Origin of the sequence: Micromonospora sp. NPDC005194 (genome assembly GCF_040608335.1) — a bacterium.
In the GTDB taxonomy this organism is placed as follows: Bacteria; Actinomycetota; Actinomycetes; order Mycobacteriales; family Micromonosporaceae; genus Micromonospora.
Genome location: NZ_JBEXIA010000030.1, coordinates 1 through 26,358 on the forward strand (window position 1 = coordinate 1; position 26,358 = coordinate 26,358).

Sequence of the window (26,358 nt, forward strand, 5' to 3'; positions counted from 1 at the left end):
GACAGTTTCCGTCAGCTCGGAACGGAAACTGTCCAAGATCTGCGCCGCGACATCCCGTTCGGGCGGGGCCGGGCCGACCGGCCCGCGCCCGAGTCGGGCCAAGCCGGAGCCGGGCCGGCCCCGGCTTGGCCGAGCAGGGCCGGGCCGGACCAAGCCGAGCCAAGTTGGGCCAGACCGGGCCGAGGCCGGGCGGAGCCGGGCCGGACCAGGGCGAGCAGGCCTGGACCAGGCCGAGCAGGCCAAGCCAGGCCAGCGACTCCGGGCGAGCCTGCGGGTGGACATGCCGATGGCCGGCACCCCGGGGGGTGCCGGCCAGTCGGTCGGGTCGTGCGGTGGGTCAGCTGTTCCAGTACTGGCCAACCAGGTCGGCGGCCTGCTGCTCCCACTGGGCGTAGGCGTCCGGGTACGCGGAGACCTGCACGGTCTGCGCGGCGTCGGTCAGCGGCATGTCCTGCCACCCGTCAACCTGACGCAGGCCCTTCAGGAACGCGGTCGTGGAGTATTCCGGGTCGGTGATCTGCTCCGGCGTGCCCCAACCACTGGACGGGCGCTGCTGGAACAGCCCCAGCGAATCATGGTCGTTCATGTCGCCGAGGTGGCCGAGGTTCTCCAGCTTCGACTCCTGCAGGCTCGTCGCGATCGAGATGACCGCGGCCCGCTCGGGCAGGCCCGCCTTCTTCGTGGCGGCGATGATCGCCTTGGCGTTGGCCGTCTGCTCGTCGTTCAGGTCGATGTGCGACTGGGCACCCTGGGTGCCGTGCGGGATCAGCTTGCTCGTGTCGGGCTTGTCGGCCTGCACCACGGCCACCGGACGGGCGTCCGTGCTCGGGGTGGCGACATGGGCGATCGGGCCGGCGAAGACACCACCGGCGAACGCGAGACCAGCAACAGACAGCATGCTCTTACGGAAGATCGTGTTCATGGGGGTAGCTCCTTCGGGGGTAGGAACACCACACGCCACCACCGGGGGGACGGTGACGCGGATGTGAGCACCTCGTCGGGCGCTGCAAAAGCAGGGGAAAGTTTCGGGTCGGCACCCTGCGGGGCGAGGCCCTCGCGGTGCCGGGGCGGCGGCCAACGGGCGAGGGGGTCGCTCGTGGCGCCGGGACCGTGTGCAACGACCGCCGGTCCGGGGTCATTCCCGGGCCCTCAGCGGGACCTGGCAACGGACCCGGGGGCGGGCCCACGGTCGGTCGGGGGTCTGCAACGACCCGACCCGGCCGCCCATTCCCCCACCGGTTGGGCGGGGCACGGTGGCCGTGGTCCTGCGATCGTCAGGGTATGTAACGACCCCCGGCCCGCCACGATTCCGGCCCAGGGATGCACCCGGTCACACCCCATCGGGCCTCGCAACCGGACAGCACGCCCCAGACCAACCGCCTCCGAGGGCCGGAGCGAGCCGTCGGGTGACGATCCACCCGGAATGTCCGATACCGGATGGTGCGAGCGATCGGGACATCCCGGCCTCCCCGATCCGGCTTGATCTTTAGGAAAGGGATGCAGAGGTAGCGCAGGACAGCAAGGAGACGGCGGCTGTAGCCAGTTGCGTGGGCGAGGCCGAGCTTGTCGAAGATGGCGTTGACGTGCTCGTCCACGGCGCTCTGCGACACGTGCGACCGCTGGGCGACACCGGCGTTGGTGAGCCCGTGGGCCATCTCGTGCAGGACGTCCCGTTCGCGCGGGGTGAGTCGGCCGAACGGGTCGGGTGGCTCCGATCCGGCCGCCACCTGGCTAACCACCTCCGGGTTGAGCGCGGGGCCCCGGGCGGCGACCCGGTCGAGGCGTCGAGGGAGTCATCCACCTGGGCGACCGATTCCTTCGGGACGGTCCGCGCGCAGCCGGGCGGCGTAGCGCTGGTGTCCCCACCTGAGACGTCTGGCAAGGCGGCGGGCTAGCGCTCGTCCGAGGCCCAGGAGCCGCCCCGGTAGAGGGTGCCCCGACCGCCCGGATCCGGCATCCCCGACGGTGGCGCACCATCCCGAGAAGGACCCGAGTCCGACCAGGGACGGTCGGCCGACTCGGGGTTTCGCGCGGCGCGGCGGGCCCGCAGCACCCGGGAGCCGACGAACCAGGCGACGGCCGCGACGCACGCGACGATCACGACGTTCTGGAGTGTGCCGACGTAGCCCTCGACGAGGTGCCAGTTGTCGCCGAGCAGGTATCCGGCGAGCACGAAGGTGGTGTTCCAGATCAGGCTGCCCAGCGTCGTGTAGAGCAGGAAGATCCGCACCGGCATCCGCTCCACCCCGGCCGGGATGGAGATCAGGCTCCGGAAGATCGGGATCATCCGGCCGAAGAACACCGCCTTCACGCCGTGCCGGAGAAACCACGCCTCGGTCCGGTCCACGTCGCTGAGCTTCACCAGCGGCAGTCGGGCGACGATGGCGCGCATCCGCTCCCGGCCCAGGGACGCGCCGATCAGGTAGAGCGCCAGCGCGCCCAGCACCGAGCCCAGCGTGGTCCAGAAGATCGCGCCGAGCAGGCTCATCCGCCCCTGCGCGGCCACGAAGCCGGCCAGCGGCAGGATGACCTCGCTGGGGATCGGCGGGAACAGGTTCTCCAGCGCCACCGCCAGACCGGCGCCCGGCCCGCCGAGCCGTTCCACCAGATCGCTGACGTAGCCGACGATTCCGCCCTCGGGCGGTTCGGCCGCGGCGGCGGGGGTTCCGGTGGCGAGCACGGCGTGCGACGTTCGAATCATGTCTCCACGCTACGAACCGATCCTGAGAATCGACCATGAGGCGGACCATCCGACCCCGCGGGTCGCTCCCACCGGCGGGCGTGCGGAAAACCGCACCCCGTTGCGGCTCGCGGTGGCGCAGCCGCCGTGCGTACCCCTGGATGTCGCACAGAACGCGCGGGCGCACGCCGACGCGGTCCGCGCGGCGCGCGCCCGGGTGGTGGTCTTCCCGGAGCTGTCACTGACGGGGTACGAGTTGCAGGGCCCGGTCGCGTCGGTGGACGACCCCCGGTTGGCGCCGCTGGTCGACGCGTGCGCCGAGGCGGGCACGCTGGCGCTGGCCGGTGCACCGGTGGCCGGTGACCACATCGGGGTGCTGGCGGTGACCGGCGACGGGGTGACCGTGGCGTACCGGAAGATGTGGCTCGGCGGCGCGGAGGCGCAGCGCTTCCGGCCGGGCGACACACCAAGGGTGCTCGATGTGGACGGGTGGCGGATCGGGCTGGCGGTCTGCAAGGACACCGGCGTCGCCGCGCACGCGCAGCGCACGGCCGCGCTCGGCATTGACGTGTACGCGGCGGGGGTGCTGGAGTTGGCGCGCGACGCCGGCGTTCCGGACGAGCGGGCCCAGCGGATCGCCACGACACACCGGGTCTGGGTGGCGGTGGCGAGCTTCGCCGGGTCCACCGGCGGCGGCTACACCGAGGCGGCGGGACGGTCGGCCATCTGGACACCGCGGGGTGAGGTGACCGCCCGGGTGGGCACGGCACCGGGCGAGTGGACCGTTACGACCCTCCACTGAGGGTGCCGCCGGAGTCGACGACCGGCCCGAGGGCCCCCGACGAGGGACCGGTTGTCGTACCGCTGCGGCAGGATCGGGGCCATGAGTGCGATCCCCTCTCGGCTGTCCGTGGTCACTCTGGGCGTACGCGACATGGGTTCGCTGCGGTCGTTCTACCGCTCCCTGGGCTGGCCGGAGCTGTCGGCGAGCGACGACGGCTGGTCGGCGTTCCTGCTCGGTGGCGTTCTGCTCGCGCTCTATCCGCTGCCGGATCTGGCCGCCGAGGCGGCACCCGGCGTCGCCGGTCCGGCCGGCGGCTGGTCCGGCGTGACCCTCGCCTGCAACGTCGATGACCGCGCCGAGGTCGACACGGCCTTCGCGGCGGCCGTCGCGATGGGGGCGACGGTGGTGGCGGAGCCGACCGACCGCCCGTGGGGTGGCCGCTCGGCCTACATCGCCGACCCGGAGGGCAACCGCTGGGAGATCGCCTGGGCGGGCACCGCCGTCTTCGACGAACGCGGTGCCCTCGTCTCCTTCGGCTCGTGAGTGCCGAAGTTGCTCACAGGTGACCGCCCTTGAGATGCTTCGGTCCATGACCATCTTCCCGCCGACGTTCGCCGAAGATGTCGTGAATCAGCCGGCCCAGGCACAGGTCGAGGCGTTCATCGACGAACACCGCGGAGCGCTCAACGGCGCCCTGGACGGGCTGACCGAGGAGCAGGCGCGTCGCTCTTTGGTGCCATCGCGGACGACGCTGCTGGGTCTGGTGAAGCACGCGACCTTCGTCGAGAAGGTCTGGTTCGACGAGGCCGTCACGTGCCGGTCGCGCGCCGAGATCGGGATCCCGGCGACGCCGGACGAGTCGTTCATCCTCGATGACGGCGACACGATCGCCGCCGTCCAGCAGGCCCACCGCGAGGCGTGCGAGGCGTCGCGCCGCGCGACGGCGTCACTGGGTCTGGACGACCTGCTGCGCGGCAACCGGCGCGGTCCGCTGCCGCTGAACTGGGTGTACCTGCACGTGCTGCGCGAGCTGGCTCAGCACTGCGGGCACGCGGAGATCCTGCGCGAGCAGATCCTCAGCGAGTAAGGCGCCGGCGCGGCGTTACTGGATCACGCTCTGGCCGACCGGGGCGGTGTCACCGAAGCGGCGCAGGGTCCAGCGGGCCGGCGGCCAGCCGCCGGTGTCCTGGTCGGTGACCCACTCGGTGATTGAGGCCGGCGGCACGTCCAGGTCGAACGCCCGGAAGATCGGCTGCGCGGCGAGCGCGTGGAAGGCGCCCTCGACGGTCTCGCTGTGGCCGACCAGGACCACGGTGCCGCCCCGGTGCCGGTGCGCGATCTCCATGATGGCGCGACTGACGCGCACCACCAGTTCGGCCCAGCTCTCGTTGCCGTCCTCGAACGGCCGGAACACTCCCCCACCGGGCACCGCGTGTTCGGTGCGGAAGCGGGTGACCGGCAGCCCGTCCGCGTACGGCGGGGTGTGCCAGGTGCACAGGCCGCAGTCGGCCAGCGGGCGGACGCCGAACGCCGCGGCGATGGGCTGCGCGGTCTCGACGGTGCGGCGCAGCACGGACGAGTAGACCGCCAGCGGCCCCTCGACGGCGTAGTCGTCGACGAGCCGCTGGGCCAGCCGGTGTGCCTGGTCGTGGCCGAGCGGCGTCAGCCCGCGGCATCCGTGCGGGCCGCCCACGATCCCATCGACCTGGTGGACCGACTCGCCGTGCCGCACGAAGATCAGCCGTGTTCGCATCGGCCCATCATGCCAGCGACGTACGCGGATGGATCAGCCGTCCGTACGAGATGACGGCCGTCAGCCGGCGTCCAGCACCTCGCGCAGCCGTGCGGCGAACTCTTCGGGCTTGCCCGCATAGCCGAACTCGCCTCCGAGGAAGCCGCCGTGGTGACTCGGGAACACCACGGCCTCCTGGCCGAGCAGCGCCGCCGTGCCGAGGGCCGTACGGTCGGTGTACGTGCCCGCCGACTCCTCGCCGACCGCGATCACGATCCGGGTCGGGGACGCCGTGAGCACGCTCGCGTCGGGTTGGTAGTCGGTGATCGCCCACGAGCTCTTCGACAGCAGCGGATCGTCGCGGCTGCCGTCGTCGTCGGTCGGCATGCCGACCATCGCGGGGTCGGGCGCGGGCTGGGCGAAGTAGGCGTCGGTGAACTCGCCCTGCCACGACGTCATCGCGATGAACGCGGCCATGCCGGCGCCGAATCCCTTCGCCTGGTACGCCTCGTAGAAGGCGGCCTGAGCGCGCTCGGCTGCCGTGACGTCCGGGAGCACCGCGTTGATCGGCGGCTCGTGGGCCACCAGCGTGACGACGTCGCCGGGATGGGCCGCGACGAGTTCGAGTGCGGTCACCGCACCGCCGCTGCTGGCGAACACGTCCACCGGGCCGGCGTCGAGCGCCTCGATGAGCAGGTGCAGGTCGGCCGCCTGCTGCTGTGGCGTGTGGTCGGACCGGCCGTCGGTGCGGACGCTGCGGCCGAGGCCGCGCGGGTCGTAGGTCACGACGGTGCGGTCGGTGAAGTGCGCGGCGAGCGCGTCGAAGCCCTCCGCTGTCATCGGCTGGCCGATCATGAGCAGCGCGGGACGCCCGCCGCCCGGGGGTAGGGGGCCGCGGACGTCGTAGACCAGCTCGACGCCGGGCACGGCGAGGGTGTGCGTCTGCTTCGTCGTCATGCCGGTGAGACTACGACAGATGCCCTCAGTCGGCGGTGCGCCCGGCGGGCAGCCCGCGGGCCTGATTGAGCAGTTCGTCGAGGTGTGTGCCCGTCTGCCGCGGCAGCCGGCCACGGTCCACCAGCTCGGCGATGGTGTTTCGCAGGTCGGCGATGCGCCGCTCGCGGTCCTTGGACCGTCGGTTCACGTCGGCGAGGTCGTCGCGAAGGTCCTGGGCGGTCTTGCGGTCGACATCTCCGCGGGCCACCGCCGCGGCGAGCACGTCGGTGAACTCGTCGCTGACCTGGCGGAAGCTGACCGGCACCTGCTGACCGACGGTCGAGGGCGCGGCGCTGGCGGTCGGCGGCGACGGAGACGCCGATGCCGGCGGCCTCGGTGCCTGCGTACTGGGCGCGGGTGTCGGGGCGGAGGTCGACGGCGGGGCCGCGACCTGCCCGGACCCGGTTGTGTCGGGTGCGCCGAGGCCCTGGGTGAGCAGCGCGCCGAGGCCGACCAGCACGGCGAGACCGGCCGTGACGAGGAGGGCCAGGGGTCGGCGCGATCGGCGGCGGGCCGGCACGGCCGCGACCGGCACGGGACGCGCGGCCGAGCGGTCGATCAGGGTCGGCGGGTGGGCCGCCGAGGCGGGCGCCACGATGCGCAGCAGCTCGGTGGGGGGCTCGACCGGTTGACCGGCGCCGAACCGGCGGGCCAACTGCGCGGCGCTCGGCCGGCGGGCCGGGTCGGCGGCGAGGCAGGCGAGGGTCAGCTCGGCGATGTCGGCGGGCAGGCCGTCCACCCGCAGCGGCGGCACCGGTGTGCCCCGCCGGTGCACCTCGAGGGCGTCCTCCCAGCTCTGGACGGGCAGGGGCGCCTGGCCGGTGAGCGTGCGGTAGAGCAGCGCGCCGAGGGCGTACACGTCGCTGGCCGGGTCGGGCGGACCGGCGGCGAGGCGCTCGGGGGCGAAGTACGCGGGTGTGCCCATCAGCGGCTCGCCAGACTGGCTGTCGAGCCCGCCGAGCGCGGCGATGCCGAAGTCGAGGACCTTGGCGCCGGTGTCGGTGAGCATGACGTTGCCCGGCTTGACGTCGCGGTGCACCACGCCGATGCGGTGCGCGGCGGCCAGCGCGGCGGCGATGTGCCCGGCCACGCGGACCGCCTCCGGCCAGGGCAGGGGGCCGTTGCGCAGCCGGTCGGCCAGGTTGTGGCCCTCGACCAGCTCCATCACCAGGTACGGGACGACGACGCCGCCGGTCAGGGTCGCCTCGGCGTAGTCGTACACCTGGGTGACGTGTGGGTGGGTGAGCCGGGCGGCCGCGCGGGCCTCGCGCTGGATGGTGGCCCGCAGTTGCGGGTCGGCGGCGAGCTGCCCGGCGAGCACCTTGATCGCGACGGGCCGGCCGAGCACCTCGTCGTCGGCCCGCCACACTTCGGACATGCCACCGAGCCCGATCCGCTCGTGCAGGACGTAGCGGTCGTGGAGGCGGAGGGTGGGCGTGAAGGGTGACATGGCTTCACCAGTCTGCCTGGCGAGTGCCCCTTCGACCACTCTGCGTGTCCGGCCCGGCACCGCTCGTCCCATGCGTGCCCAAATGGGTCAGGAGCAGCGGGTCACCGTCGGCATCGGTCGGGGCTGGATCCGGTCGGCGAGCCGGCGCAGGGCGACGGCGGTCACCTGTCGGGTCGGGGCGAGCAGCGCCCGGCGGGGTCGCTCGGCCTGGACCGGGGCGTCCGGTCGGGCCGAGTTGACGTGTCGGTTCATCGCGTCGAGAGCGGTGACGTAGCCGGTCGGGAATTCCATGGTCAACTCCTCGGGACAGGTCCGGTGGAGGCCCGGACGACGAGTGCGGTGGGCAGCAGCACCTGACCGGCTGCGGCGTCCGCGGGTGGGTCGAGCAGCAGTTCGGCGGCGATCCGGCCCTTCTCCTCGGCGGGTTGCCGGACGGTGGTGAGGCCGGCCGACGCGGCCTCGGGAATGTCGTCGAAGCCGGTCACCGAGACCGGCGGGTTGGTGCCGCCCGGTCGCTGGGCCAGCGCGTCGAGCACACCGAGGGCGAGGACGTCGGAGCCGGCCAGCACGGCGGTCGGCGGTGCCGGCCCGTCGAACAGCCCGGCGACGGCGGCGGCCGCGGCCTGGCGGCTGTTGCCCAGGGCGTTGACCAGCGTCAGCTCCGCCCAGCCGACGCCGACCTCGGCGAACGCGTCGGCGAAGCCGGCAAGCCGGCCGCGGGTGGTCGGGTGCCACGCCTCGTGCACCCCGGACAGGGTGACGGGGCCGGCCGGCGCGTCGGGCAGCACAGCGTCGGCGAGCAGGGCCACCCGGCGGTGACCGAGGCCGGCCACGTGCGCGGCGACGCTGCGAGCCGCGGCCCGCTCGTCGATGCCGACGAACCGCTCGTCCGCGCCGGCGTCGTCGTGCGACGCCGTGCTGACGTAAGGCAGCCCGCGCGCCCGGATCACGTCCAACGCCCACTCCTCGTCGGCGACGCAGTAGACGCAGAAGCCGTCGACGGCGGCGTTCTCCACCGCCCGGCGGGCGTCGGTCTGCGCCGGTGGGAGCGGCACCAGCAGCATGCTGGTGCCGTGTCGCTCGGCGGCGCCGCTCACCCCGGTGAGGAAGCGGATCGCGAAGGGGTCGGTGAAGGCGTACGACAGCTGCGACGTGAACAGGACCCCGATCGAGCCGACGAAGCCGCGGCGCAGGGAGCGGGCGGTGGGATTGGGCCCCGGGTAGCCGAGCTGGCGCGCGGCGGCGAGGATCCGCTCACGCAGTGCCGTGGAGAGCTGGTCGGGGCGACTGTAGGCATTGGACACGGTGCTGCGGGAGACGCCGACGGCGTCCGCCACGGCTTGCAGTGTTGGCTTCACCCGGCACCTCTCTGTATCGATTCAGACTGGATCGATACAGAGACTAACCCGACGGGTTGGCGACGGTCAATACGAACCTGTGAAACCTCAGTGCGGCCCCGGCCGGGTCGTCACTGCGGGTACATCTCCTCCAGCAGCCGGCCCAGGATCTCCGGCGTACGCTCCGGCGGCTCGGCCTCGACGCACAGCCGCTCCATGGCCACGGCGTAATAGTCGAGGTCCTCGCGCTTGTCGAGGTAGATGGCGCTGGTGAGCTGTTCGATGTAGACGATGTCGGGCAGCTCCTGGTCGCCGAAGCGCAGGATGGTGAAGGCGCCACCGGCCGCCGCGTGGCCCCCGGCGGCGAACGGGATGACCTGGAGCCGGATGGTGGGCGACTTGGTGGCCTCAATGAGCGCGACGAGCTGCTCACGCATCACCTCGGCACCGCCGATCGGACGGCGCAGCGCCGCCTCGTCCACGACGGCCCAGAGCTGCGGCGGGTTGTCCCGGTGCAGTAGTTGCTGGCGCTGCATCCGCAACTCCACGCGGCGATCGATCTCGGCGGCGCCGGCCCCGCCGTGCCCGAGCAGCACGACCGCGCGAGCGTACTCCCGGGTCTGCAACAGGCCGGGGACGAACTGCACCTCGTAGCTGCGGATCAGCGCGGCCGCCGCCTCCAGGCCCAGGTACGACTGGAACCAGCTGGGCAGCACGTCCCCGTAGCGGTGCCACCAGCCGGGGCTGTTGGCGTCCCGGGCGAGCTTCAGCAGTGCCGCGCGCTCGCCCTCGTCGCTGACGCCGTACAGGGTGAGCAGGTCGGACACGTCGCGCTCCTTGAAGCCGACCCGCCCCAGCTCCATCCGACTGATCTTCGACTCGGAGGAGCGGATCTCCCACCCGGCGCCCTCCCGGGTCACCCCGCTGGACTCCCGCAGGCGGCGCAGTTGGGCGCCGAGCAGCATGCGCAGCACGGTCGGCCCGGTTGTCGGGCCGCCCTCGGCGGGAACCATCGTCACGTGCGGACCTCCGGATACCGACCACGCGGTCGGGCACCCAGCCCGGCCGACGTGTAAGCATGCCATGGACCGACAGTGAGGTGAACTCCTCCGGACCGGCTATTCAGTCCCGTCCCCGGGACGGCCTTCGACGACCGGTCAGTTGATCAGGTGATCGAAGTCGCCGTCGCGTGCGCCGAGCACGAACGCGGCGATCTCGTCCACTGTGTAGATCAGCGCGGGTCCCTCCGGATGGCGCGAGTTGCGAACGGCGATGCCGGCTCCCCCGGGCAGTTCGGCGAGTTCGACGCAGTTGCCGCTCGGGTTGCTGCGGCGGCTCTTCTGCCAGCTCAGCGGGGGCAACTGAGTAATCGGAACGCCATTGGGTGGCTGTTGCATGAGAGGCGTCTTTCTGCTCACGAGCCCGCCGGTGCCCGTGGGAGGAGCGGTGACGGCGAGGGTGCGGTATCGACAGTGGACGGTTATGCACGTGCATCTGCTATTGCATCTGCACCGGACGGCGAGCATGATAACGCACGTGATCGGTGCTTATCCGTTCACTTTGCGTTACCCCGACTGGGGCAACCACCAGGGAAAACTGCCCGACGCGGCACCGCGCCGCGAGACCGAAGGCTGGAGGCGGTCGCGGCGATGGGAGGTCTCGTGCCGGATCCGATGAGCGTCGCCTCCGGCATCTGTGCGGCGGGAGCATTGCTCTCCTCCTGGCAAATGCGCCGACGGGCCCTGCGGGCCGAGGCCGAGATCGGGCACCTCCAGGCCGAGTTGGCCGCCGAACGGCACGCCGCCAGCCACGACCCGCTCACCGGGCTGCCCAACCGACGCGCCTTCTACCGCCTCGCGGCCGCGCTGCTCACCAACGCCGACGGCCAGCCGCTGATCGCCATCGTGCTCGACCTCGACGACTTCAAGCAGATCAACGACCGGTACGGGCACGCCGCCGGCGACCAGGTGCTGATCAGCGTGGCCGAACGGTTGGCCGGTTTCGCCGGGGACAACCTCGTCGCCCGCCTCGGCGGCGACGAGTTCGCGGGCCTGCTCGCCAGCCCGACAGTCGACCGGCGCTGGATCGAGCACGCCACCCGACGCCTCAGCGAGACCGTCGCCGCGCCCATCCGGCTCAGTGGGTGCAGCGTCCGGGTCACCGCCTCGGTCGGGCTCGCCCCGGTGACCGGTCCGGCCCAGCTCACCGACGCGCTCAGCCGCGCCGACGCGGCCATGTACCAGGCGAAGAGCCTCGCCGGCCCGCGGTCGCCCCGCCAACTCGTCGACAGCGTCCGCCTCGCGGAGGGGTGACCGGTCAGGTGGCGGGGCCGCCTCAGGTGGCGGGTCCGCCTCAGGTGGCGGGTCCGCCTCAGGTGGCGGGGCCGCCTCAGGTGGCGGGGCCGCCTCAGGTGGCGGGGCCGCCTCAGGTGGCGGGGCCGCCTCAGGTGGCGGGGCCGCCGAACCACCGGGGCAGCTGACCCACCAGGTCGGTCTGATCGTCGCCGGCCCAGGCCACGTGGCCGTCCGGCCTCAACAGCACCGCGGGTACGTCCAGTTCCGCACTGACGTCGACGACGTGGTCGACCCGGTCGGCCCACCCGTCGACCGAGAGCCGGCCGGTCTGGTCGAGCAGCAGCCCACGACCGCCGTGCAGCAGGTCGTAGAGCCGTCCCCGCGTCAGCCGCACGTCCCGCAGGTGCCGACCGAGCAGCTCGTGGCCCGCGCCGAAGTCGTAGCGGACCCCCAGGCCGGTGACCTTCTCGATCAGGTACCGGTTGACGTCCTCGAAGTCCATCAGTTCCGACAGCAGGTGACGGACTGCCTGCTGCCCCGGCTCGGGGGACAGCAGGAACATCTGCGCGCGGGTGTTGATGAGCACGTCGGCGGCCACCGGGTGCCGCTCGGCGTGGTAGCTGTCCAGCAGCCCGTCGGGCGCCGAGCCGTTGACCGCGGCGGCCAGCTTCCAACCGAGGTTCACCGCGTCCTGAATGCCGAGGTTGAGCCCTTGCCCGCCGGTGGGCGGGTGAATGTGCGCCGCGTCTCCGGCCAGCAGCACCCGACCGACCCGGTAGCGCTCGGCCAACCGGGTGGCGTCGCCGAAGCGGGAGAGCCAGCGCGGGGAGTGCACGCCGAAGTCGGTGCCCGCGTACGCCCGCAGTTGCTGTTGGAACTCCTCGATGGTCGGCGGGACGGAGCGATCCTCGGTCACCCCCGCGGCGGGCACGAGAACCCGGTACACGCCGTCCCCGAGCGGCCCGAGGCCGAACCGCAGGTGCGTCTTGCGGACCTCGGCCACCACGTCGGCGACCGTCTGCGCCGGTACGCCCACCTCCATCTCGCCCAGCAGCGACTCGACCCGGCTGGGTTCACCCGGAAAGCCGACCCCGAGCAGCCGACGGACCGTGCTCCGGCCGCCGTCGCAGCCGACGAGGTAGCGCGACCGCAGCGGCGTACCGTCGGCCAGCTCCACCGTCACCCCGTTGTCGTCCTGGCTCAGCCCGACCAGTTCGCAGCCGCGGCGGACCTCGACGCCGACCTCGACGGCGTGCTCCGCGAGCAGCCGGTCGGTGGTGGTCTGCGGAATACCGAGGACGTACGCGTGGGCACTGTCGAGACCGCCCGGCGACGGCTTGGGAATCGCGGCGAAGTAGCCACCGAGCGGATGCCGCGTGCCCAGGGCGAGGAAACGCTCCAGCAGACCGCGCTGGTCCAGCACCTCGATGCTGCGCGCGTGCAGACCCAGCGAACGGACGTAGCGGGTCGGCTCGGCGTCCTTCTCCAGCACGAGAACGTGCACACCGTGCAGTCGCAACTCGCTGGCCAGCATCAGACCGGTCGGCCCGCCGCCGGCAATGATGACATCGATCACGAGATCCCCCGATTTTCCCAGTTTTGGGCTTCGGGTGGAGATTCTGCGGCAGCACCCGGGTCTTGCCGCAAGACCCCCGGTGCGATATATGTTGGAGGTGGCAGGGAGCGCGACTTCCCTGCCGTTTTTGTTTCCCTCGCGCGCCCTCCGCGTTAGCGCATTGTGGACAGGTGGCGCTCCAGTGCGGCGTACGACTCGGCTACCCCCTGCGCCATCCCGGACCCGGCCATGCCGTCGCGCTGCTCGGTGGTGTCGAAGCGGGTGGTGCCGGTGAGCACCGTGCGGCCGTCCTGCTCGGTGAAGACCAGCGTCTCCACCGCCACCTGGCCGGGCATGCCCTCGAACTCGAACGTCTGCACGATCCGCTCCGGCGCGACGATCTCCTGGAACTCGCCCCGGAAGGCGTACTCGTTGCCGTCCGGGGCGTGCTCGACGAAGCGGTAGCGACCGCCCTCGCGGAAGTCGATCTCGACGTCCAGCGGATTGCCCCGGCCCCACCAGTGCCTGAGGTGTTCGGCCTGGGTGTGTGCGGCGAAGACGAGGTCGCGCGGGGCGTCGAACGACCGGGTCATCGTGATGTCCCGGTCGGAGGACATGTCGATCGTCAGGTCACGGGTTTCGGTCACGGCTGGTCTCCTTCAGGTCGCGTAGGTAGTCGTCCAGGGCGTCGTGGCGCTCGTCCCAGAGCCGGCGGTACTGGTCGACCCACTCGGCGAGGGTGCGCAGCGGCGCCGGGTCGAGCCGGCAGCGCCGCCACTGCGCCTCGCGGGTCCGCACGATCAGCCCGGCACGCTCCAGCACCGTGAGGTGCTTGGAGATCGCCTGGAGGCTGATCGGGAACGGCTCCGCCAGTTCGTTCACCGTCGCCTCGCCGGTCGCCAGTCGGGCCAGGATGGCGCGGCGGGTCGGGTCGGCGAGCGCGGCGAACACGGCACTGACCGGGTCTGCTGTCATGTCGCTTTCAACCACCTAGATGATTAACCGATGAGTTGAATTTACAGCTCATCCGCTGTCTGTCAACCCGTTCAGGAGATCCCTGGTGAGTCACCCCGGAGACCGGGTATGGGGAACCCGGCCGTCCCGTCGCCGAGAGGAACCCGTCGTGGTGAGCATTCGCGCCCTCGTCCTCAACTGCACGCTCAAGCCGTCGCCAACCCCGTCCAGCTCCGACCAGTTGGGTCGCGAGGTGGTGGCGGAGCTCACCCGCCAAGGCGTGGACGGCGAGATCGTGCGGGTGGTCGACCACGGCGTGCGCTTCGGGGTGTCGACGGACGAGGGCGACGGCGACGGCTGGCCCGCGATCCGCGCCAAGCTGCTCGCGGCCCAGATACTCATCATCGCCACACCGATCTGGCTGGGCCAGCCCGCCAGCGTCACCAAGATGGTCCTCGAACGCCTGGACGCCGAACTGTCCGAGACCGACGACGAGGGACGGCTGCTCACCTACGGCAAGGTGGCCGGCGTCGCGGTCGTCGGCAACGAGGACGGCGCGCACCACACCATCGCCGAAATCCAGGGCGCGCTCAGCGAGGTCGGCTTCACCCTCGCGGCGGCCGGCGCGACCTACTGGGTCGGCGAGGCACTGCACAAGGTGGACTACCGCGACGCCGGCCCCAAGCCGGACACCACCGGCCGCACCACCAAGGCCCTCGCGCTCAACAGCGCGCACCTGGCCCGGCTGCTCGCCGAGCAGCCGTACCCGCCGCCGGAGGCGCAGGGCGCCGCGGTGGGCCCGAGCCGCGAGCCGGCCTGACGGGCCGTCCGGCCCCGGGCGTGCCAGGGGGTACGGTCAGCGCCAGCCGTAGCCGGCGCGCAGCGCCTGCCCGACCCGGTCGAACCGGGGCCGGTCCAGCACGGCGCCCTCGCGGCGGATGCTGTCCTCGCGCATGGTGAGCACGCGGTCCAGCCGGACCCAGCTCGGCCGCTTGTCGCGGTCCCACTCGCCGGGGCCGAGCGCGAACCAGTGCCGCTGACCGTCCCGCTCGCTCTGGCTGGACAGCATCAGCCCGAACAGCGTCCGGCTGTGCCGTCCGACCACCAGCACCGGGCGGTCCTTGCCCTGGCGGGGGTCGTCCTCGTACGGCACCCAGGTCCAGACGATCTCGCCCGGGTCGGCCTGGCCGTCGACCTCCGGCGCGTAGCTCAGCTCGCGCCGCTGCAACGCGCTCACCTGGCGAGGGCGGGCCACCCGCGCCGGAGCCGGCCCGGTACGCCGGGGCGACGGGATGACCGCGCCCACCCGGGAGATGCGTTGCGCCACGTTCCTCAACAGACCAGCCACGGCGGGCAGCCTACCGGCCCCGGCGCGGCCCGCCGGAGTCGGCGCACTGCGGCAGACTGGCCCGATGGACGAACTGCCCGACGACCTGCCGATCCTCGAGCGGCGCGCGGTGCGCGTGGTCGTCTCCGACGACACCGAACGGGTACTGCTGTTCCACACCCGTGACCCGGACCACCCTCGGCTCGGCACCTGGTGGGAGCTGCCCGGCGGCGGCATGGACCCCGGCGAGACGTACCGGGAGACAGCGGTGCGGGAGCTACGCGAGGAGACCGGCATCATCGTCACCGCCGGCCAGGTGGGCGCGCCGACCTGGCGACGGCGGGCCAGCTTCCTGCACCGCCAGTTGCGCCACGTCCAGGACGAGGTGATCGTCGCCGTACGGCTGAACGGGCCCGGGCCGGACGTGGACGAGGCGGACCGGCTCGACTACGAGCGTGAGGACTACTTCGGCTTCCGGTGGTGGCCGCTGCCGGAGGTGGCGGCCAGCGGGGAACGGTTCTATCCGGGCCAGCTCCCCCGGCTGATCACGCCCTTCCTGGCCGGCGAGCAGATCGACGAACCGTTCGAGCTGTGGTCGTGAGCAGGGCCGGCGGAGATGCCGGACCCCGGTACGACGGGCAGAGTGGGGACATGACGACGGACCTGCACGAGCCGCTTTCCGCGTACGCCGAGCGGCTGCACGCCACGATCGGCGACCGGCATCACGTCGCCTCCCCGCTCGGGGCCTGGCTGCTGCTCGCCCTCAGCGCGGCTACGGCTGACACCGACCCGGCGACCGCACCGGAACCGGCGACCGGGCAGCTGGCGGACGCCCTGGGCACGGACCTGGCCCGTGCGGCGGAGGTTGCCCGCGCCCTGCTGGACGCGCCGCATCCGCTGGTCGCCTCCGGCACCGCGCTCTGGCTCCGACCGGGTCGGCTCACCGACGAGCCGGCCGGGTGGCGGGCCGCGCTGCCGGCGGCGACCGAGGTCGGCACGCTGCCCGACCAGGCCGGGTTGGACGCGTGGGCACGCGAGCACACCCACGGCCTGATCGAGACGTTCCCCCTGAAGGTCAGCCCGGACGTCGTCTTCGCCCTGGCCAGCGCGCTGGCCACCCGGATCTCCTGGGCCCAGCCGTTCGAGGTCACCGACGCCCGCGCGCTCGGCCCGGCCAGCGCCTGGGCGCGCGGCCTACGGCGAGCGCTGCGCAGCCCGGACCACGGGCACCAGGGGGCCATCGTCACGACCGAGCGGGCCGGCGACGTGATCGTGCACGCCGCCCGGGCCCAGGCGACCGACGGCGCGGGGCTGGTGGTGCTCTCGGTGGCCGCCGCACCGCACGTGCCGCCGACCGATGTGCTCACCGCCGCGTACGACCTCAGTGCCGGCGCGGCCGACGGCGCGCAACCGCCCGGACGGCGCTCGCTGTTCGACCTGCCGCTCGGCGAAGCTCCGCTGTGGACGCTGCGCGAGGAGCGAATCCGGACCCGGGCCCGCGACGGCCGCGAGGAACGACACAGCGCACTGCTCCCCTGCTGGTCGGCCCACAGCGAGCACGACCTGACCGCCGAGGCCCTGGGCTTCCCGGCCGCCACGGCGACGCTGGCCGGGGCGCTCGCCCAGCCGGTGCAGGGCTTCGAGGCGCGGCAGGTGGCGATGGCCCGGTACGGCCGGTACGGCTTCGAGGCGGCGGCGGTCACCGGGATGTTCGGCACCGTCAGCCTGCCGCCGGAGGGCGTCGCCCGCACCGCCGAGCTGCGCTTCGGCCACCCGTACGCCGTGGTGGCCGTCGCCACCGACACCAGGGCCGATGGTGCCACCGGGCCGTGGCACGGGGTGCCGGTCTTCTCGGCGTGGGTCACCGAGCCGGACGACCTGCCCGACGCCGACGCCTAGTCGCCCGTCGCGGGCTTGATCGACCCCCACATCAGCGATATCGGGGTATCCCGGTCGTGAGGACACCCCGATATCGGCGAAACCGAGTCGATCACCGGCACGGTTCTAGGCGATGGGCGGTCCCGGGCAGGTGAAGAACACCCGCGCCTCCCAGCCGGGCACCAGGTGGCCGTGACCGTCGTCGACAGTCGTCCGCTGGAATTCGGTGGTGTGAATCGTCGGCAGTCCGGCGTCCATGCCACACGCCTCGCGGGCGCTCTGTTGCGCGATCGTCAGCGCCAGATACCTGTCGACGTTCTGCCCGGCCGCCGTGCGCGAGCCCGGCGGGGGTGGGGTGTAGGCGGCGGTCTCCTCCGGGCCGCCGTCGCTCACGCCGGTGCTCACGGCCGACGCGTCGAACGCGCCGATGCCCCCGCCGCCCGGTTCGGGGTGCTCAGGTGGCGGGTGGTGGACGGTGACCCCGGGCCCCCAACTGCGCTCACCTCTGCGCGTGACGAGCCTCTTGAGCTTCTCCCAGATGTTCATGTCGCTCCGTTCCCCAGGGGAGCGTCACCGACAGTCCGCCCGCCGCCCCCATGACGGCGGTGACGCCTCTGCATCGTAGGTCGCCACGAATCCCGCAGCCCCCGCGCAGAGGCGGCGTCAATAGTGGAATGGCGTGGATTGGAGCGACGCGGACGCACAACCCAAATGCGACAGTGCGGGACCTTGGGGTGTCACCTTCGGCGGCGCTCCTCGCCGAACCGTGCGTGCCATGATCGCGTCATGAGGTCACGGCCGGAGCATGTCAGCCCGATACGGACGGTGGTGGTCGATCGGCTGGCCGAGCAACTGGCACCCGCTGGATGGCGGCAGCACCGCCTGGTGCCCGACGACGAGGTGGCCTTCGTCCGCGCACCCTCTACGGAGGTCGTCTTCCATCTGAGCGTGAACCTCGCCGGCGACGGCGGCATCTCGCTCTCCCCAGCCCTTGGCGTCGAGCATGCTGGCATTGCTGACCTTCAGCGAGAACTTTTCCGGCACACCAGCACGGTCTGCCAGGTCGGCGCGACCATGGGCGATCTGCTCCGGGAGGCAGCGACGCCAAAGGTCACCCCCCTTCGGTGGTGGGTCGCGTCGCCGGAGCGGGCCGAGGAGGTCGTTGCCCAGGTGGTCGCCGATCTGACGACTCACGGTGAGCCCTTCCTCGTCGACAACCAGACGTTGTCGGCGATGATCGAGACACTCGTCGGCCGACCGAAGTCACAGGTCGAGTACGGCACTCTGGCTGTCTGCCTGGCGGTATCGGGCGACCTGCCCGGTGCTCGCGCAATGCTGACGAAGTTTGACACCGAACCCCGGGTTTTCGTGGGAGAGGTGACCCAGAGGTTCATTCGCACCTTCAGGGAGCGATTCGGCGAATGACAGAGCGCCCGCGACGATCCACTCCGCTTCCTGGAAATCGCGGTATCCCCGGGCCGGGATGCCCCGACTTGCTGGAAGTCGGGTGGATCTCGGCAGCCCAGAGCGCCGACGGGGGCGTATGCGAGGGTCAGCGGGTGAACGGGTCGGGCAGAACGGGCGGATCGGTCGCGGCGCCGCCATCGTCGTCGCGGGGCAGTCGCGCGACCATCTCCCGGAACTCCCGTACGGTCACCGCCTCCCGCAGGGTCGCGAAGACGGCTCCGGTACCGGCCCGTGCCGTGGCGGGGTCCACCCCGGCGCGCTGGGCCACCCGGCGCAGGAACTCCGCTGGGCCGGCGTCCATTGGTGGCGGCGTCGCGACAGGCCCGCCGACGTCGAGGCCCACACCGGTCTCGAGCCCGTCAACGCCGCTGTTCGGGCCGGTAACCGAACCAGTCCCCAGGATCGAGGGCGAGCCAGCCAGGTCCACTGGCGAGCCAGCCGGGTCCGCAGGCAGACCCGCCACATCCGCAGACGGGCTCGACAGGTCCCCGGGCGGGATCGGCGACGCGCCGTCCAGGTAGTCGTCGACCTCGTCGGGAAGGTGTCCGGTGAGATCATCCGGCGGGCGGCCGGTGACTCGTTCGGCCATCGTCGCAAGCACCGCGCGGGCGAGCGCGGCGGCCTGCTCGGTCGGCAGGCCGGACCGTCGGGAGACCGCGTCGATGAAATGCGGAAATCCGTCGCCGCCCGCGCTGTCGGTCACGCCGCGCGCTTACCCCGGGCCGCCGACGCCAAACGGCGCCGTCCGCAGCAGCGCAGCCACCAGCACGTCCGAGCAGCCGTCGGCACAACAGCGCAGCCGAACAGCTCGCCGGACCAGCCACCACCGCGCGCAATAAGACGTCCGTCAGCGCAGCAGGTCGGCGGCCAACAGGTGATCGAAGATGAGCTGGTCGACCGGGGAGGTGCGGTGCCGGTCGGCGTACCCGAGCCAGGCCATCTCGGCGATCTCACTGGCCGGCTGCAACCGCCCCTGGTATCCGGCCCGGTAGCAGGTCATTCGCACGGTGATCCCGGTCGCGTGCCCGTGCGCCTGCGCGCTGAACGTGCCCAGGTGCACCGCGCTTGGCACGTCGACCTCGACGCTCAGCTCCTCGTCGATCTCCCGGCGCAGGGTCTCCAGGTCGCTCTCCCCCGGCTCGCGCTTGCCGCCGGGCAGGTACCACACATCCTTGCCCTGCGAACGGGTGCTCAGCACCCGTCCGTCCTCGATGAGGATCCAGGCCACCTTGTCGATCTCGCGCACGCGCGCCTCCCGCCCCGCTGAGAGCGGGCACGCTACCACCCGGTGCCGGGCAAGCGAGACTCAGTCGGCAAGCAGGTCGAGCAGCAGCGCGGCGGTCCAGCCGAACGCCGGCGAGCCCAGCCCGGCACCTGTGTCGGGGTGGAAGTACTCATGGCAGCCCGCCCCCGCGACCAGGTCGATCATCGAGCGGCGCAGGCCGGCCGCGAGCTCCGGATGCCCGTGGGTCAGCAGGCCGCGCCGCACCAGCCAGCCGATGTTCAGCCAGCTCGGCCCGCGCCAGTAGCGCAGCGGTTCGAAGTCGGTCGCGGTGCGGTCGTAGGTCGGCAACGGCCGATCCATCCACCGGGCCACCCCGAAGCGCGGCGACCGGGCCTCGACGACCAGCGCGTCGACCTGCCGGGCGGGCAGGCCGGGCAGGATCAGCGGCGCGAGCCCGAGCACGGTGCGCGCGCCGACGAGCCGATCGGTGCGCAGGTCGCGGGGCTGGAACGTGCCGGTGCCCGGGTCGTACAGCCGGCGTACCAACGCCTCGGTGACGCGGTCCGCGCGGACCCGGTGCGGGGCCGGGTCCGCGCCGATCAGCGCGGCGATCTCGGCCAGCGCGTGCTCGGCGGCCCCGAACGCCGCGTTGAACAGCGGGCATTCCACCAGGAACGGATGGCCGTCGGCCAGGTCGCGGTCGGCGTAGCCGTGGTCGCGGTAGGCCGCGACGATCGCCAGGTAGCGCGCGTAGTCCAGGTCCGTGGGGCGGTGCGCGGCGTCGGCGTGCGCGGTGTCGTGCCGACGGTACGCGCGCATGACCGCCGCGTCGGCGTCGACCGCGGCCATCGGCTCGTCCCAGGCGGGGCTGTTGTCCAGACCGGACTCCCACGGGTGTACGACGCACACCAGGCCGTCGCCGGCGACGTCCCGCCGCGTCGCCAGGTACCGCTGCTGGGCGACCAGCGCCGGGTAGAGCCGGCCCAGCGCGGCCAGCCCGGCCGGATCGGGCGATCGCCGGTACGCCAGCAGCGCGGCGAGCGCGTGCACCGGCGGCTGGACCAGGCCGGAGGTGTCCATCGTCGGCGCGCCCTCGACGTCGGACGAGCGCCACAGCTCCGGCCCGGGGAAGTACGCGCCGACGCGCGGCGCCGGGTTGAAGACGATGTGCGGCACCCGCCCGTCGGCCCACTGCGCCCGGAACAGGCTCGTCAGCTCCTGCCAGGCCCGCTCGGGACGCACGTGGGCCAACCCGATCGCGATGAACGCGGAGTCCCAGCTCCACTGGTGCGGGTAGAGCGTGCGCGACGGGACGGTGTGGTCGTGCTCCCAGTTGGCGTCGAGGGTGGCGATGGCGAGCCGACGCAGCCCGGCCAGATCGGTCGGACCACCGGTGCGGGTGGGGACAGCGCCGGCGGTCATGCGGCGGCCTGCCGGGGCAGCGCGTGCCGCAGCACCGCGGCGGCCTGTTGCAGGGCCCGGACCGGGTCGCCGCGCAGCCGGCACTCCAGGGCCAGCCAGCCGCGGTAGTCCAGCTCCAGCAGGGTCCGCACGAGCGCCGGCCAGTCCAGGTGCCCGGTGCCCGGCTGGTACCGGTTGGAGTCGCTGACCTGCACATGCCCGAGGTACGGCGCGGCGGCGCGCAGCGCCCGGTGCACGTCGTCCTCCTCGATGTTCATGTGGAAGGTGTCGGCGACCACCCGCACCGAGGGCAGTCCGAGCGCGGCGCAGAGGGCGACCGCCTCGTCGAGCCGATTGACCATGTGGTCCTCGTACCGGTTGAGGGGTTCGAGGAAGAGGGTGACCCCCTCGGCGCGGGCGTGTTCGCCCAGCTCGCCGAGGGCGTCGAGGAGCACCTGGCGGTCGCTGGCCGGCGGGCGGGGCGGTTCGAACGGCGGCAGCCGCCGGGAGAACATGCCCCACGCGGCCGGGGTCATCGCCCCGACGCCGCCCAGCTCGGCGATGACCGAGAGCTGGGAGCGCAGGTTGCGCACGGCGTCGGCGGACCGGGCGGGGTCGAAGTCGCCGATGAAGTGGTCCATCTCGACGCAGACGGTGGGCATCACCACCCCGGCGGCGCGGGCCCGGCGCAGCTCGGGCAGTCGGTCGGCGAACGCGAGGTCACCGCGTCCGCGCAGCTCGATGCCCTGGTAGCCGAGCGCGGTGGCGAGGGCGTACTTCTGGATCAGGTTGGTGCCCGGCAGGAGCTGTTCCTGGCAGGCCAGCGCGATGGTGGTCATCTAGAACCTCAACACCACTTGGAGGACGTCACCGGCGCCGCGGTCGAGCAGCGCGAGGGCGTCGGCGACCGCGCTGGCGTCGACGATGTGGCTGACCAGCGGCAACGGGTCGACGCTGCGCTCAGCCACCAGGTCCATGAAGGTCTGCGCGACCCGGTCTCCGGTCCACCGGCCGGCCATCCCCGGCGCGGGAGTGGGCCCGGAGACCTGCGCGGCCACCAACTGGATGCGGTTGTGGTGGAACTCCTCGCCGAGGCCGAGCGCGTCGGCCTGGCCCTGGTAGAAGCCGGCGGCCACGACCCGGCCGGCGTGTGCGGTGGACCGGATCGCCTCGTGCAGCGCCGGGTACGCCCCGGACAGCTCCAGGCAGACGTCCGCGCCCCGGCCGTCGGTGGCCGCGCGCAACACGGCGGCGGCGGACTGGGTTGCGACGTCCACGGTGGACCGCGCGCCGTAGCGGGTGGCGTACGCAAGCCGGCCGGGCACCTGGTCGACGGCGACCACCCGGGCGCCGGACAGCACTGCGAGCCGGGTGGCGAGCAGCCCGATGACGCCCTGCCCGAAGACGCCGACCCAGTCGCCCAGGTGCAGGTCGCCGGCGAGCACGGCGGTGAGCGCGATCGCGCCCGGCCGGGCGAAGACCGCCGCGAGCGGGTCCAGGTCGGCGGGGAGCGGCCGGACCGCGTCGGCGGCGAGCACCGCCTCGGCCCGGTGCCCCCAGATGCCCCACACGAGCTGCCCCGGGTGCCGGTCGACGGCGCCCGGCGCCACCTCGACGACCTCGCCGACCTCCTCGTAGCCGAAGCCGATCAGCGGGTACGGCACGGGGGTCTGGCGGGGGACGAACATGCGGGCGGCGTCGTCCCAGTCCTTGCTGAGCCGGGGATTGCTGCCCCGGTAGAGGGTCAGCTCGGTGCCGGCGGAGATGCCCGAGTAGCAGGTGCGGACCCGGACCTGGCCCGGGCCGAGCGGATCCGGCGGGCAGGGCTCGAGGCTGATCCGTCGAGGCCCGGCGAGAGAGACCACCCAGTTGCCCATGTGTCACATCCCGGTAGCACTGGGCTCCAGGATAGACACAAAATCGCAATATGTCTTGTTATTGATCAATCGAAGGTGTTGAATCCGGCATGTACCCTTCGAGAGGAGTGCCACCGATGTCAGCACCTCCGAGGCGGATACTCGCCACCACCCTGATCATGGCACTGACCGCGTCCACCCTGCTGGCCTGCGGAGATGACGGATCAGACAGCAACAGCAAAAAGATCACTGTTTGGAGCCTGGAGGACGTCGCCGACCGCGTCACCGCCACCAAGGCGATCATCGCGGACTTCACCGCCAAGACCGGGATTCAGGTCGACCTCGTGACCGTCAACGAGGACCAGTTTCCTTCCCTGATCGCCGCCAACGCCGCCGCCGGCGACCTGCCCGACGTGGTCGGCTCGGTCTCCCTGGCCGGCATCCGGACGCTCGCCGGCAACGAGCTGCTGCACGCCTCGGCCAACGCGGAGGTCGTCGACAAGCTGGGCCGACAGACGTTCTCTCCGCGAGCGTTGGAGCTGACCTCCGACGACGGCAAGCAGCTCTCCGTGCCCAGCGACGGGTGGGGGCAACTGCTCGTCTACCGCAAGGACCTGTTCGCCGCCGCCGGCCTGCCCGCCCCCGACACGTACGAACGGATCACCACCGCCGCGGCGAAGCTGAACACCGGCGGCGTCGCCGGCATCACCGCGGCGACCTCGCCCAGCGACGTGTTCACCCAGCAGACCTTCGAGCACCTGGCACTGGCCAACGGCTGCCAGCTCACCGACGACTCGGGCGGGGTGACGCTCGATTCGCCGCAGTGCGTCGAGGCGTTCCGCTTCTACGGCGACCTGATCCGCACCAGCTCGGTGAAGGGCGCGCAGGACGTGGACACCACGCGGGCCACCTACTTCGCGGGCAAGGCGGCCATGGTGATCTGGTCGCCGTTCATCCTCGACGAGCTGGCCGGGCTCCGCAACGACGCCAAGCCGACCTGCCCCCAGTGCCAGGCCGACCCGACGTTCCTGGCCAAGAACAGCGGGTTCGTCACCGCGATCAAGGGCCCCAACGGCACCGAACCCGCGCAGTACGGCGAGATCAGCTCCTGGGCCGTGCTCGACGGCGCGGCGGCCGACCCGGCGAAGTCCTTCGTGGAGTACATGCTCGGTGACGGCTACCCGCGCTGGTTCGGCATGTCCCCCGAGGGTCGATTCCCGGTGCGCAAGGGCACCCCGGCCGAGCCGGAGGCGTTCCTCACCGCCTGGAACACCAGCCAGGCAGGCGTGGACGCCAAGAAGCCCCTCGCCGACGTGTACGGCGACGAGGTGCTGGCCACCCTGCGCAGCAGCCCGGACACCTTCGGGCGGTGGGGGCTCAGCCAGGGGCAGGGCAAGCTGGTCGGCGCCATGCTCGGCGAGCTGCCGGTGCCCAAGGTGCTCGGCGACCTCACCTCCGGCAAGACCGACGCGGCGGCCGCCGCCGGCCGGGCCAGGAAGGACGTCGAGGCGATCAAGGCGGGCGTCAATTGACCACCGCCGCCCCCGACACCGGCCGCTCCCCCACCAGGGAGCGGCCGGAGCCGCCCCGCCGCCGACCATTGACGCTGCGCCGCCGCGAGTCCCGTGCCGGGCTGGCGCTTGTCGCGCCGACCCTGCTCGTCACCATCGCGGTCATCGGCATCCCGATCATCTGGACCGTGGTGCTCGCCTTCCAGCGGGTCCGGCTCGCCACCCTGCGCAAGACCGGGCTGTTCGGCGAGTTCACCATGGACAACATCGACCGGGTGCTGCACACCCCCGGCTTCGCCGACACGCTGTGGGTCACGCTGCTCTACAGCATCGGCGGCACCGTGGGGTCGATCGCACTCGGTCTGGTCGCCGCGCTTGTGGTGCGCCGGCCGTTCCGGGGCCGCACGCTGGTGCGGGCCTCCATGCTGCTGCCGTACGTGGCGCCGGTGGTCGCGGTCACCTTCGTCTGGCAGGTGATGCTCGACCCGCAGCTCGGCATCGTCAACCACTGGGGTCAGCGCCTGCTGGGCTGGGACGCGCCCGTGCCGTTCCTCACCCAGGAGTCGACCGCGCTGGCCACGGTCATCGTGTTCGAGGCGTGGCGCTACTTCCCGTTCGCGTTCCTGTTCCTGCTGGCCCGGCTCCAGGCGGTGCCCGGTGAGCTGGAGGAGGCCGCCCGCGTCGACGGGGCCACGCCCACCCAGCGGTTCCGGCACATCCTGCTGCCGCAGCTGCTGCCGGTGATCGCCCTGCTGGGGGTGCTGCGCTTCATCATGACGTTCAACAAGTTCGACGACGTCTACCTGCTCACCGGCGGGGCCGCCGGCACCGAGGTGGTCAGCGTCCGGGTGTACGAGTTCCTCACCGCCCGTACCGACATCGGCGCGGCTGCCGCGCAGGCGGTCGTTTTGGCCGTGGTGCTCATCGTGTTCGTGCTGATCTATCTGCGCTTCTTCGGACGGAGGGTCGGCTGATGGACCGGGACATGGTCGAGACGGTGAGCCTGCGCTGGCTGCGCCGCCTGGTGATCGCCGCGTTCCTGGTCGTCACCGTCTTTCCCTTCTACTACATGCTCGTGCTCTCGGTGCGCCCCATCGAGCGGCTGCTACTCGACCCGGGCTCGCTGGTCGTCGGCTTCGGCGAGTTGACCGTCGCCACGTACGCCGAGGTGCTCAAGGCCACCGACGACGGCGGCCAGGGATTCCTCACCTTCATCCGCAACAGCGGCCTCGTCGCCGTCGCGGCGACAGTGCTCACGCTGCTCGTCGCGATCCCCGGCGCGTACGCGGTGGCCCGGCTGCGGTTCCTCGGCCGGCGGCAGGTCGACTTCCTGTTCCTGGCCGTCTACCTGTTCCCGTCGATCGTCATCGCGATCCCGCTGTTCGTGGTCTTCAGCCTCGCCGGGCTGCGCGGCTCGCTGTTCGGCCTGGTGCTGGTCTACATCTCGCAGACCCTGCCGGTGTCGGTCTACATGCTGAAGAACTACTTCGAGACCATCCCGGTCAGTCTGGAGGAGTCGGCGGCCATCGACGGCGCCGGCCGACTCGGCATCATCCGCCGGGTCAGCCTGCCCCTCGCCGCGCCATCGATCATGGCGGTCGCGCTCTACGACTTCATGATCGCTTGGAACGAGTTCCTCTTCGCCCTGCTGTTCCTGGTCGACAAGCCGGACCGGTGGACGGTGTCGCTGGGGTTGTCACTGCTCGCCGACGGCGTGGAGGTGCCCAAGACGGTGCTGATGGCCGGGTCGGTCGTCCTCACCCTGCCCATCGTGATCCTCTTCTTCGCCAGCGAGCGGCTGCTCACCGAGGGCCTGACCAGCGGCGCGGAGAAGGGCTGACCGGTTCCCTGATCGGTGGCAGCCCAGCGGCCCGACACGCCGACCCCGTCGCCGCTGAGCTGCCACCGATC

At 72.2% G+C, this 26,358-nt stretch carries 31 protein-coding genes; 11 read left to right on the top strand and 20 right to left on the bottom strand.

The annotated features are described in order from the left end of the window. Positions 1-337: 337 nt before the first annotated feature. The 3 genes from ABZU53_RS23080 to ABZU53_RS23090 form a co-directional block, all read right to left on the bottom strand. Positions 338-922, bottom strand: coding sequence for a hypothetical protein (locus ABZU53_RS23080; RefSeq protein WP_355067375.1), 585 nt, complete (start codon positions 920-922; stop codon positions 338-340). Between the two features lie 352 nt (positions 923-1,274). Next, a complete protein-coding gene (locus tag ABZU53_RS23085) occupies positions 1,275-1,739 on the bottom strand; it encodes a LuxR C-terminal-related transcriptional regulator (RefSeq protein ID WP_355067377.1) in 465 nt (154 codons plus the stop codon). A 152-nt stretch (positions 1,740-1,891) separates the two neighbouring features. Continuing rightward, a complete protein-coding gene (locus ABZU53_RS23090) occupies positions 1,892-2,701 on the bottom strand; it encodes a DedA family protein (protein ID WP_354859979.1) in 810 nt (269 codons plus the stop codon). 100 nt (positions 2,702-2,801) lie between these two features. Between ABZU53_RS23090 and ABZU53_RS23095 the strand changes: the two genes are divergently transcribed. From ABZU53_RS23095 to ABZU53_RS23105, 3 genes are all read left to right on the top strand, one after another. Further along, complete coding sequence (locus tag ABZU53_RS23095; RefSeq protein WP_355067485.1) at positions 2,802-3,482, top strand: carbon-nitrogen hydrolase family protein; 681 nt, start codon at positions 2,802-2,804, stop codon at positions 3,480-3,482. An 81-nt stretch (positions 3,483-3,563) separates the two neighbouring features. After that, positions 3,564-4,007, top strand: coding sequence for a VOC family protein (locus ABZU53_RS23100; RefSeq protein ID WP_354859981.1), 444 nt, complete (start codon positions 3,564-3,566; stop codon positions 4,005-4,007). A 46-nt stretch (positions 4,008-4,053) separates the two neighbouring features. Further along, positions 4,054-4,551: a DinB family protein gene (locus ABZU53_RS23105; RefSeq protein WP_355067378.1), complete on the top strand. Its 498-nt coding sequence runs from the start codon at positions 4,054-4,056 to the stop codon at positions 4,549-4,551. Positions 4,552-4,566: 15 nt separating this feature from the next. Here ABZU53_RS23105 and ABZU53_RS23110 read toward each other — a convergent pair whose 3' ends face one another. The 7 genes from ABZU53_RS23110 to ABZU53_RS23140 all read right to left on the bottom strand — a co-directional run bounded on the left by ABZU53_RS23110 (position 4,567) and on the right by ABZU53_RS23140 (position 10,376). Continuing rightward, entirely contained in the window at positions 4,567-5,217 is a 651-nt protein-coding gene (locus ABZU53_RS23110; RefSeq protein ID WP_354859985.1) for a histidine phosphatase family protein, read from the bottom strand. A 60-nt stretch (positions 5,218-5,277) separates the two neighbouring features. Then, on the bottom strand, positions 5,278-6,153 hold the full coding sequence (locus ABZU53_RS23115) for an alpha/beta hydrolase (protein WP_355067379.1): 876 nt from the start codon (positions 6,151-6,153) through the stop codon (positions 5,278-5,280). A 25-nt stretch (positions 6,154-6,178) separates the two neighbouring features. Beyond that, positions 6,179-7,642: a serine/threonine-protein kinase gene (locus tag ABZU53_RS23120; RefSeq protein ID WP_355067381.1), complete on the bottom strand. Its 1,464-nt coding sequence runs from the start codon at positions 7,640-7,642 to the stop codon at positions 6,179-6,181. Positions 7,643-7,729: 87 nt separating this feature from the next. Continuing rightward, positions 7,730-7,933 (bottom strand): hypothetical protein, encoded by a 204-nt coding sequence (locus ABZU53_RS23125; RefSeq protein ID WP_354859992.1) that lies wholly within the window; start codon positions 7,931-7,933, stop codon positions 7,730-7,732. 2 nt (positions 7,934-7,935) lie between these two features. Then, positions 7,936-8,979, bottom strand: coding sequence for a LacI family DNA-binding transcriptional regulator (locus ABZU53_RS23130; protein WP_354859995.1), 1,044 nt, complete (start codon positions 8,977-8,979; stop codon positions 7,936-7,938). 131 nt (positions 8,980-9,110) lie between these two features. After that, positions 9,111-9,998, bottom strand: coding sequence for a helix-turn-helix transcriptional regulator (locus tag ABZU53_RS23135; protein WP_354860002.1), 888 nt, complete (start codon positions 9,996-9,998; stop codon positions 9,111-9,113). A gap of 138 nt (positions 9,999-10,136) precedes the next feature. After that, entirely contained in the window at positions 10,137-10,376 is a 240-nt protein-coding gene (locus ABZU53_RS23140; RefSeq protein WP_234588179.1) for a DUF397 domain-containing protein, read from the bottom strand. Positions 10,377-10,640: 264 nt separating this feature from the next. Here ABZU53_RS23140 and ABZU53_RS23145 point away from each other — a divergent pair, with 264 nt between their 5' ends. Beyond that, complete coding sequence (locus ABZU53_RS23145) at positions 10,641-11,291, top strand: GGDEF domain-containing protein (RefSeq protein WP_354860005.1); 651 nt, start codon at positions 10,641-10,643, stop codon at positions 11,289-11,291. Positions 11,292-11,421: 130 nt separating this feature from the next. Here ABZU53_RS23145 and rox read toward each other — a convergent pair whose 3' ends face one another. The 3 genes from rox to ABZU53_RS23160 form a co-directional block, all read right to left on the bottom strand. Then, on the bottom strand, positions 11,422-12,849 hold the full coding sequence (gene rox, locus ABZU53_RS23150) for a rifampin monooxygenase (RefSeq protein WP_355067383.1): 1,428 nt from the start codon (positions 12,847-12,849) through the stop codon (positions 11,422-11,424). Between the two features lie 152 nt (positions 12,850-13,001). Further along, positions 13,002-13,475, bottom strand: coding sequence for an SRPBCC family protein (locus ABZU53_RS23155; protein ID WP_355067385.1), 474 nt, complete (start codon positions 13,473-13,475; stop codon positions 13,002-13,004). Continuing rightward, complete coding sequence (locus ABZU53_RS23160; protein ID WP_355067387.1) at positions 13,459-13,803, bottom strand: metalloregulator ArsR/SmtB family transcription factor; 345 nt, start codon at positions 13,801-13,803, stop codon at positions 13,459-13,461. The genes ABZU53_RS23155 and ABZU53_RS23160 overlap by 17 nt, the downstream gene beginning before the upstream one ends. 148 nt (positions 13,804-13,951) lie before the next feature. On the opposite strand from ABZU53_RS23160, the gene ABZU53_RS23165 reads away from it, so the two are divergent. Continuing rightward, complete coding sequence (locus ABZU53_RS23165) at positions 13,952-14,602, top strand: NAD(P)H-dependent oxidoreductase (RefSeq protein WP_355067389.1); 651 nt, start codon at positions 13,952-13,954, stop codon at positions 14,600-14,602. 36 nt (positions 14,603-14,638) lie between these two features. Here ABZU53_RS23165 and ABZU53_RS23170 read toward each other — a convergent pair whose 3' ends face one another. Continuing rightward, entirely contained in the window at positions 14,639-15,130 is a 492-nt protein-coding gene (locus tag ABZU53_RS23170; protein WP_354860017.1) for a type II toxin-antitoxin system PemK/MazF family toxin, read from the bottom strand. Positions 15,131-15,194: 64 nt separating this feature from the next. Between ABZU53_RS23170 and ABZU53_RS23175 the strand changes: the two genes are divergently transcribed. Continuing rightward, positions 15,195-15,710, top strand: coding sequence for an NUDIX domain-containing protein (locus ABZU53_RS23175; protein ID WP_355067391.1), 516 nt, complete (start codon positions 15,195-15,197; stop codon positions 15,708-15,710). Positions 15,711-15,760: 50 nt separating this feature from the next. Further along, a complete protein-coding gene (locus ABZU53_RS23180) occupies positions 15,761-17,008 on the top strand; it encodes a hypothetical protein (RefSeq protein ID WP_355067393.1) in 1,248 nt (415 codons plus the stop codon). A gap of 105 nt (positions 17,009-17,113) precedes the next feature. On the opposite strand, the gene ABZU53_RS23185 is transcribed toward ABZU53_RS23180, so the two are convergent. Then, the gene (locus ABZU53_RS23185; protein ID WP_355067395.1) at positions 17,114-17,533 is read right to left on the bottom strand and encodes a hypothetical protein; all 420 of its coding nucleotides are present in this window, start codon (positions 17,531-17,533) and stop codon (positions 17,114-17,116) included. 240 nt (positions 17,534-17,773) lie between these two features. Here ABZU53_RS23185 and ABZU53_RS23190 point away from each other — a divergent pair, with 240 nt between their 5' ends. Beyond that, entirely contained in the window at positions 17,774-18,412 is a 639-nt protein-coding gene (locus ABZU53_RS23190; protein ID WP_355067397.1) for a hypothetical protein, read from the top strand. Positions 18,413-18,539: 127 nt separating this feature from the next. On the opposite strand, the gene ABZU53_RS23195 is transcribed toward ABZU53_RS23190, so the two are convergent. From ABZU53_RS23195 to ABZU53_RS23215, 5 genes are all read right to left on the bottom strand, one after another. Then, positions 18,540-19,157 (bottom strand): DUF2267 domain-containing protein, encoded by a 618-nt coding sequence (locus ABZU53_RS23195; protein WP_355067399.1) that lies wholly within the window; start codon positions 19,155-19,157, stop codon positions 18,540-18,542. Positions 19,158-19,301: 144 nt separating this feature from the next. Next, complete coding sequence (locus ABZU53_RS23200; protein ID WP_355067401.1) at positions 19,302-19,700, bottom strand: NUDIX domain-containing protein; 399 nt, start codon at positions 19,698-19,700, stop codon at positions 19,302-19,304. Positions 19,701-19,760: 60 nt separating this feature from the next. After that, complete coding sequence (locus tag ABZU53_RS23205) at positions 19,761-21,101, bottom strand: hypothetical protein (RefSeq protein WP_355067402.1); 1,341 nt, start codon at positions 21,099-21,101, stop codon at positions 19,761-19,763. Beyond that, the gene (locus ABZU53_RS23210; RefSeq protein ID WP_355067404.1) at positions 21,098-21,919 is read right to left on the bottom strand and encodes a sugar phosphate isomerase/epimerase family protein; all 822 of its coding nucleotides are present in this window, start codon (positions 21,917-21,919) and stop codon (positions 21,098-21,100) included. The genes ABZU53_RS23205 and ABZU53_RS23210 overlap by 4 nt, the downstream gene beginning before the upstream one ends. Continuing rightward, positions 21,920-22,957 carry a zinc-binding alcohol dehydrogenase gene (locus ABZU53_RS23215; RefSeq protein WP_355067406.1) on the bottom strand — a complete coding sequence of 346 codons (1,038 nt, stop codon included), beginning with the start codon at positions 22,955-22,957 and terminating at the stop codon, positions 21,920-21,922. A 116-nt stretch (positions 22,958-23,073) separates the two neighbouring features. On the opposite strand from ABZU53_RS23215, the gene ABZU53_RS23220 reads away from it, so the two are divergent. The 3 genes from ABZU53_RS23220 to ABZU53_RS23230 are packed head-to-tail and all read left to right on the top strand — an operon-like array spanning position 23,074 to position 26,287. Then, positions 23,074-24,468 carry an extracellular solute-binding protein gene (locus tag ABZU53_RS23220; protein WP_355067408.1) on the top strand — a complete coding sequence of 465 codons (1,395 nt, stop codon included), beginning with the start codon at positions 23,074-23,076 and terminating at the stop codon, positions 24,466-24,468. Beyond that, positions 24,465-25,421 carry a sugar ABC transporter permease gene (locus ABZU53_RS23225; protein ID WP_355067410.1) on the top strand — a complete coding sequence of 319 codons (957 nt, stop codon included), beginning with the start codon at positions 24,465-24,467 and terminating at the stop codon, positions 25,419-25,421. Before ABZU53_RS23220 ends, ABZU53_RS23225 begins: the two co-directional genes overlap by 4 nt. Next, the gene (locus ABZU53_RS23230) at positions 25,421-26,287 is read left to right on the top strand and encodes a carbohydrate ABC transporter permease (RefSeq protein ID WP_355067412.1); all 867 of its coding nucleotides are present in this window, start codon (positions 25,421-25,423) and stop codon (positions 26,285-26,287) included. Before ABZU53_RS23225 ends, ABZU53_RS23230 begins: the two co-directional genes overlap by 1 nt. Positions 26,288-26,358 lie beyond the last annotated feature (71 nt).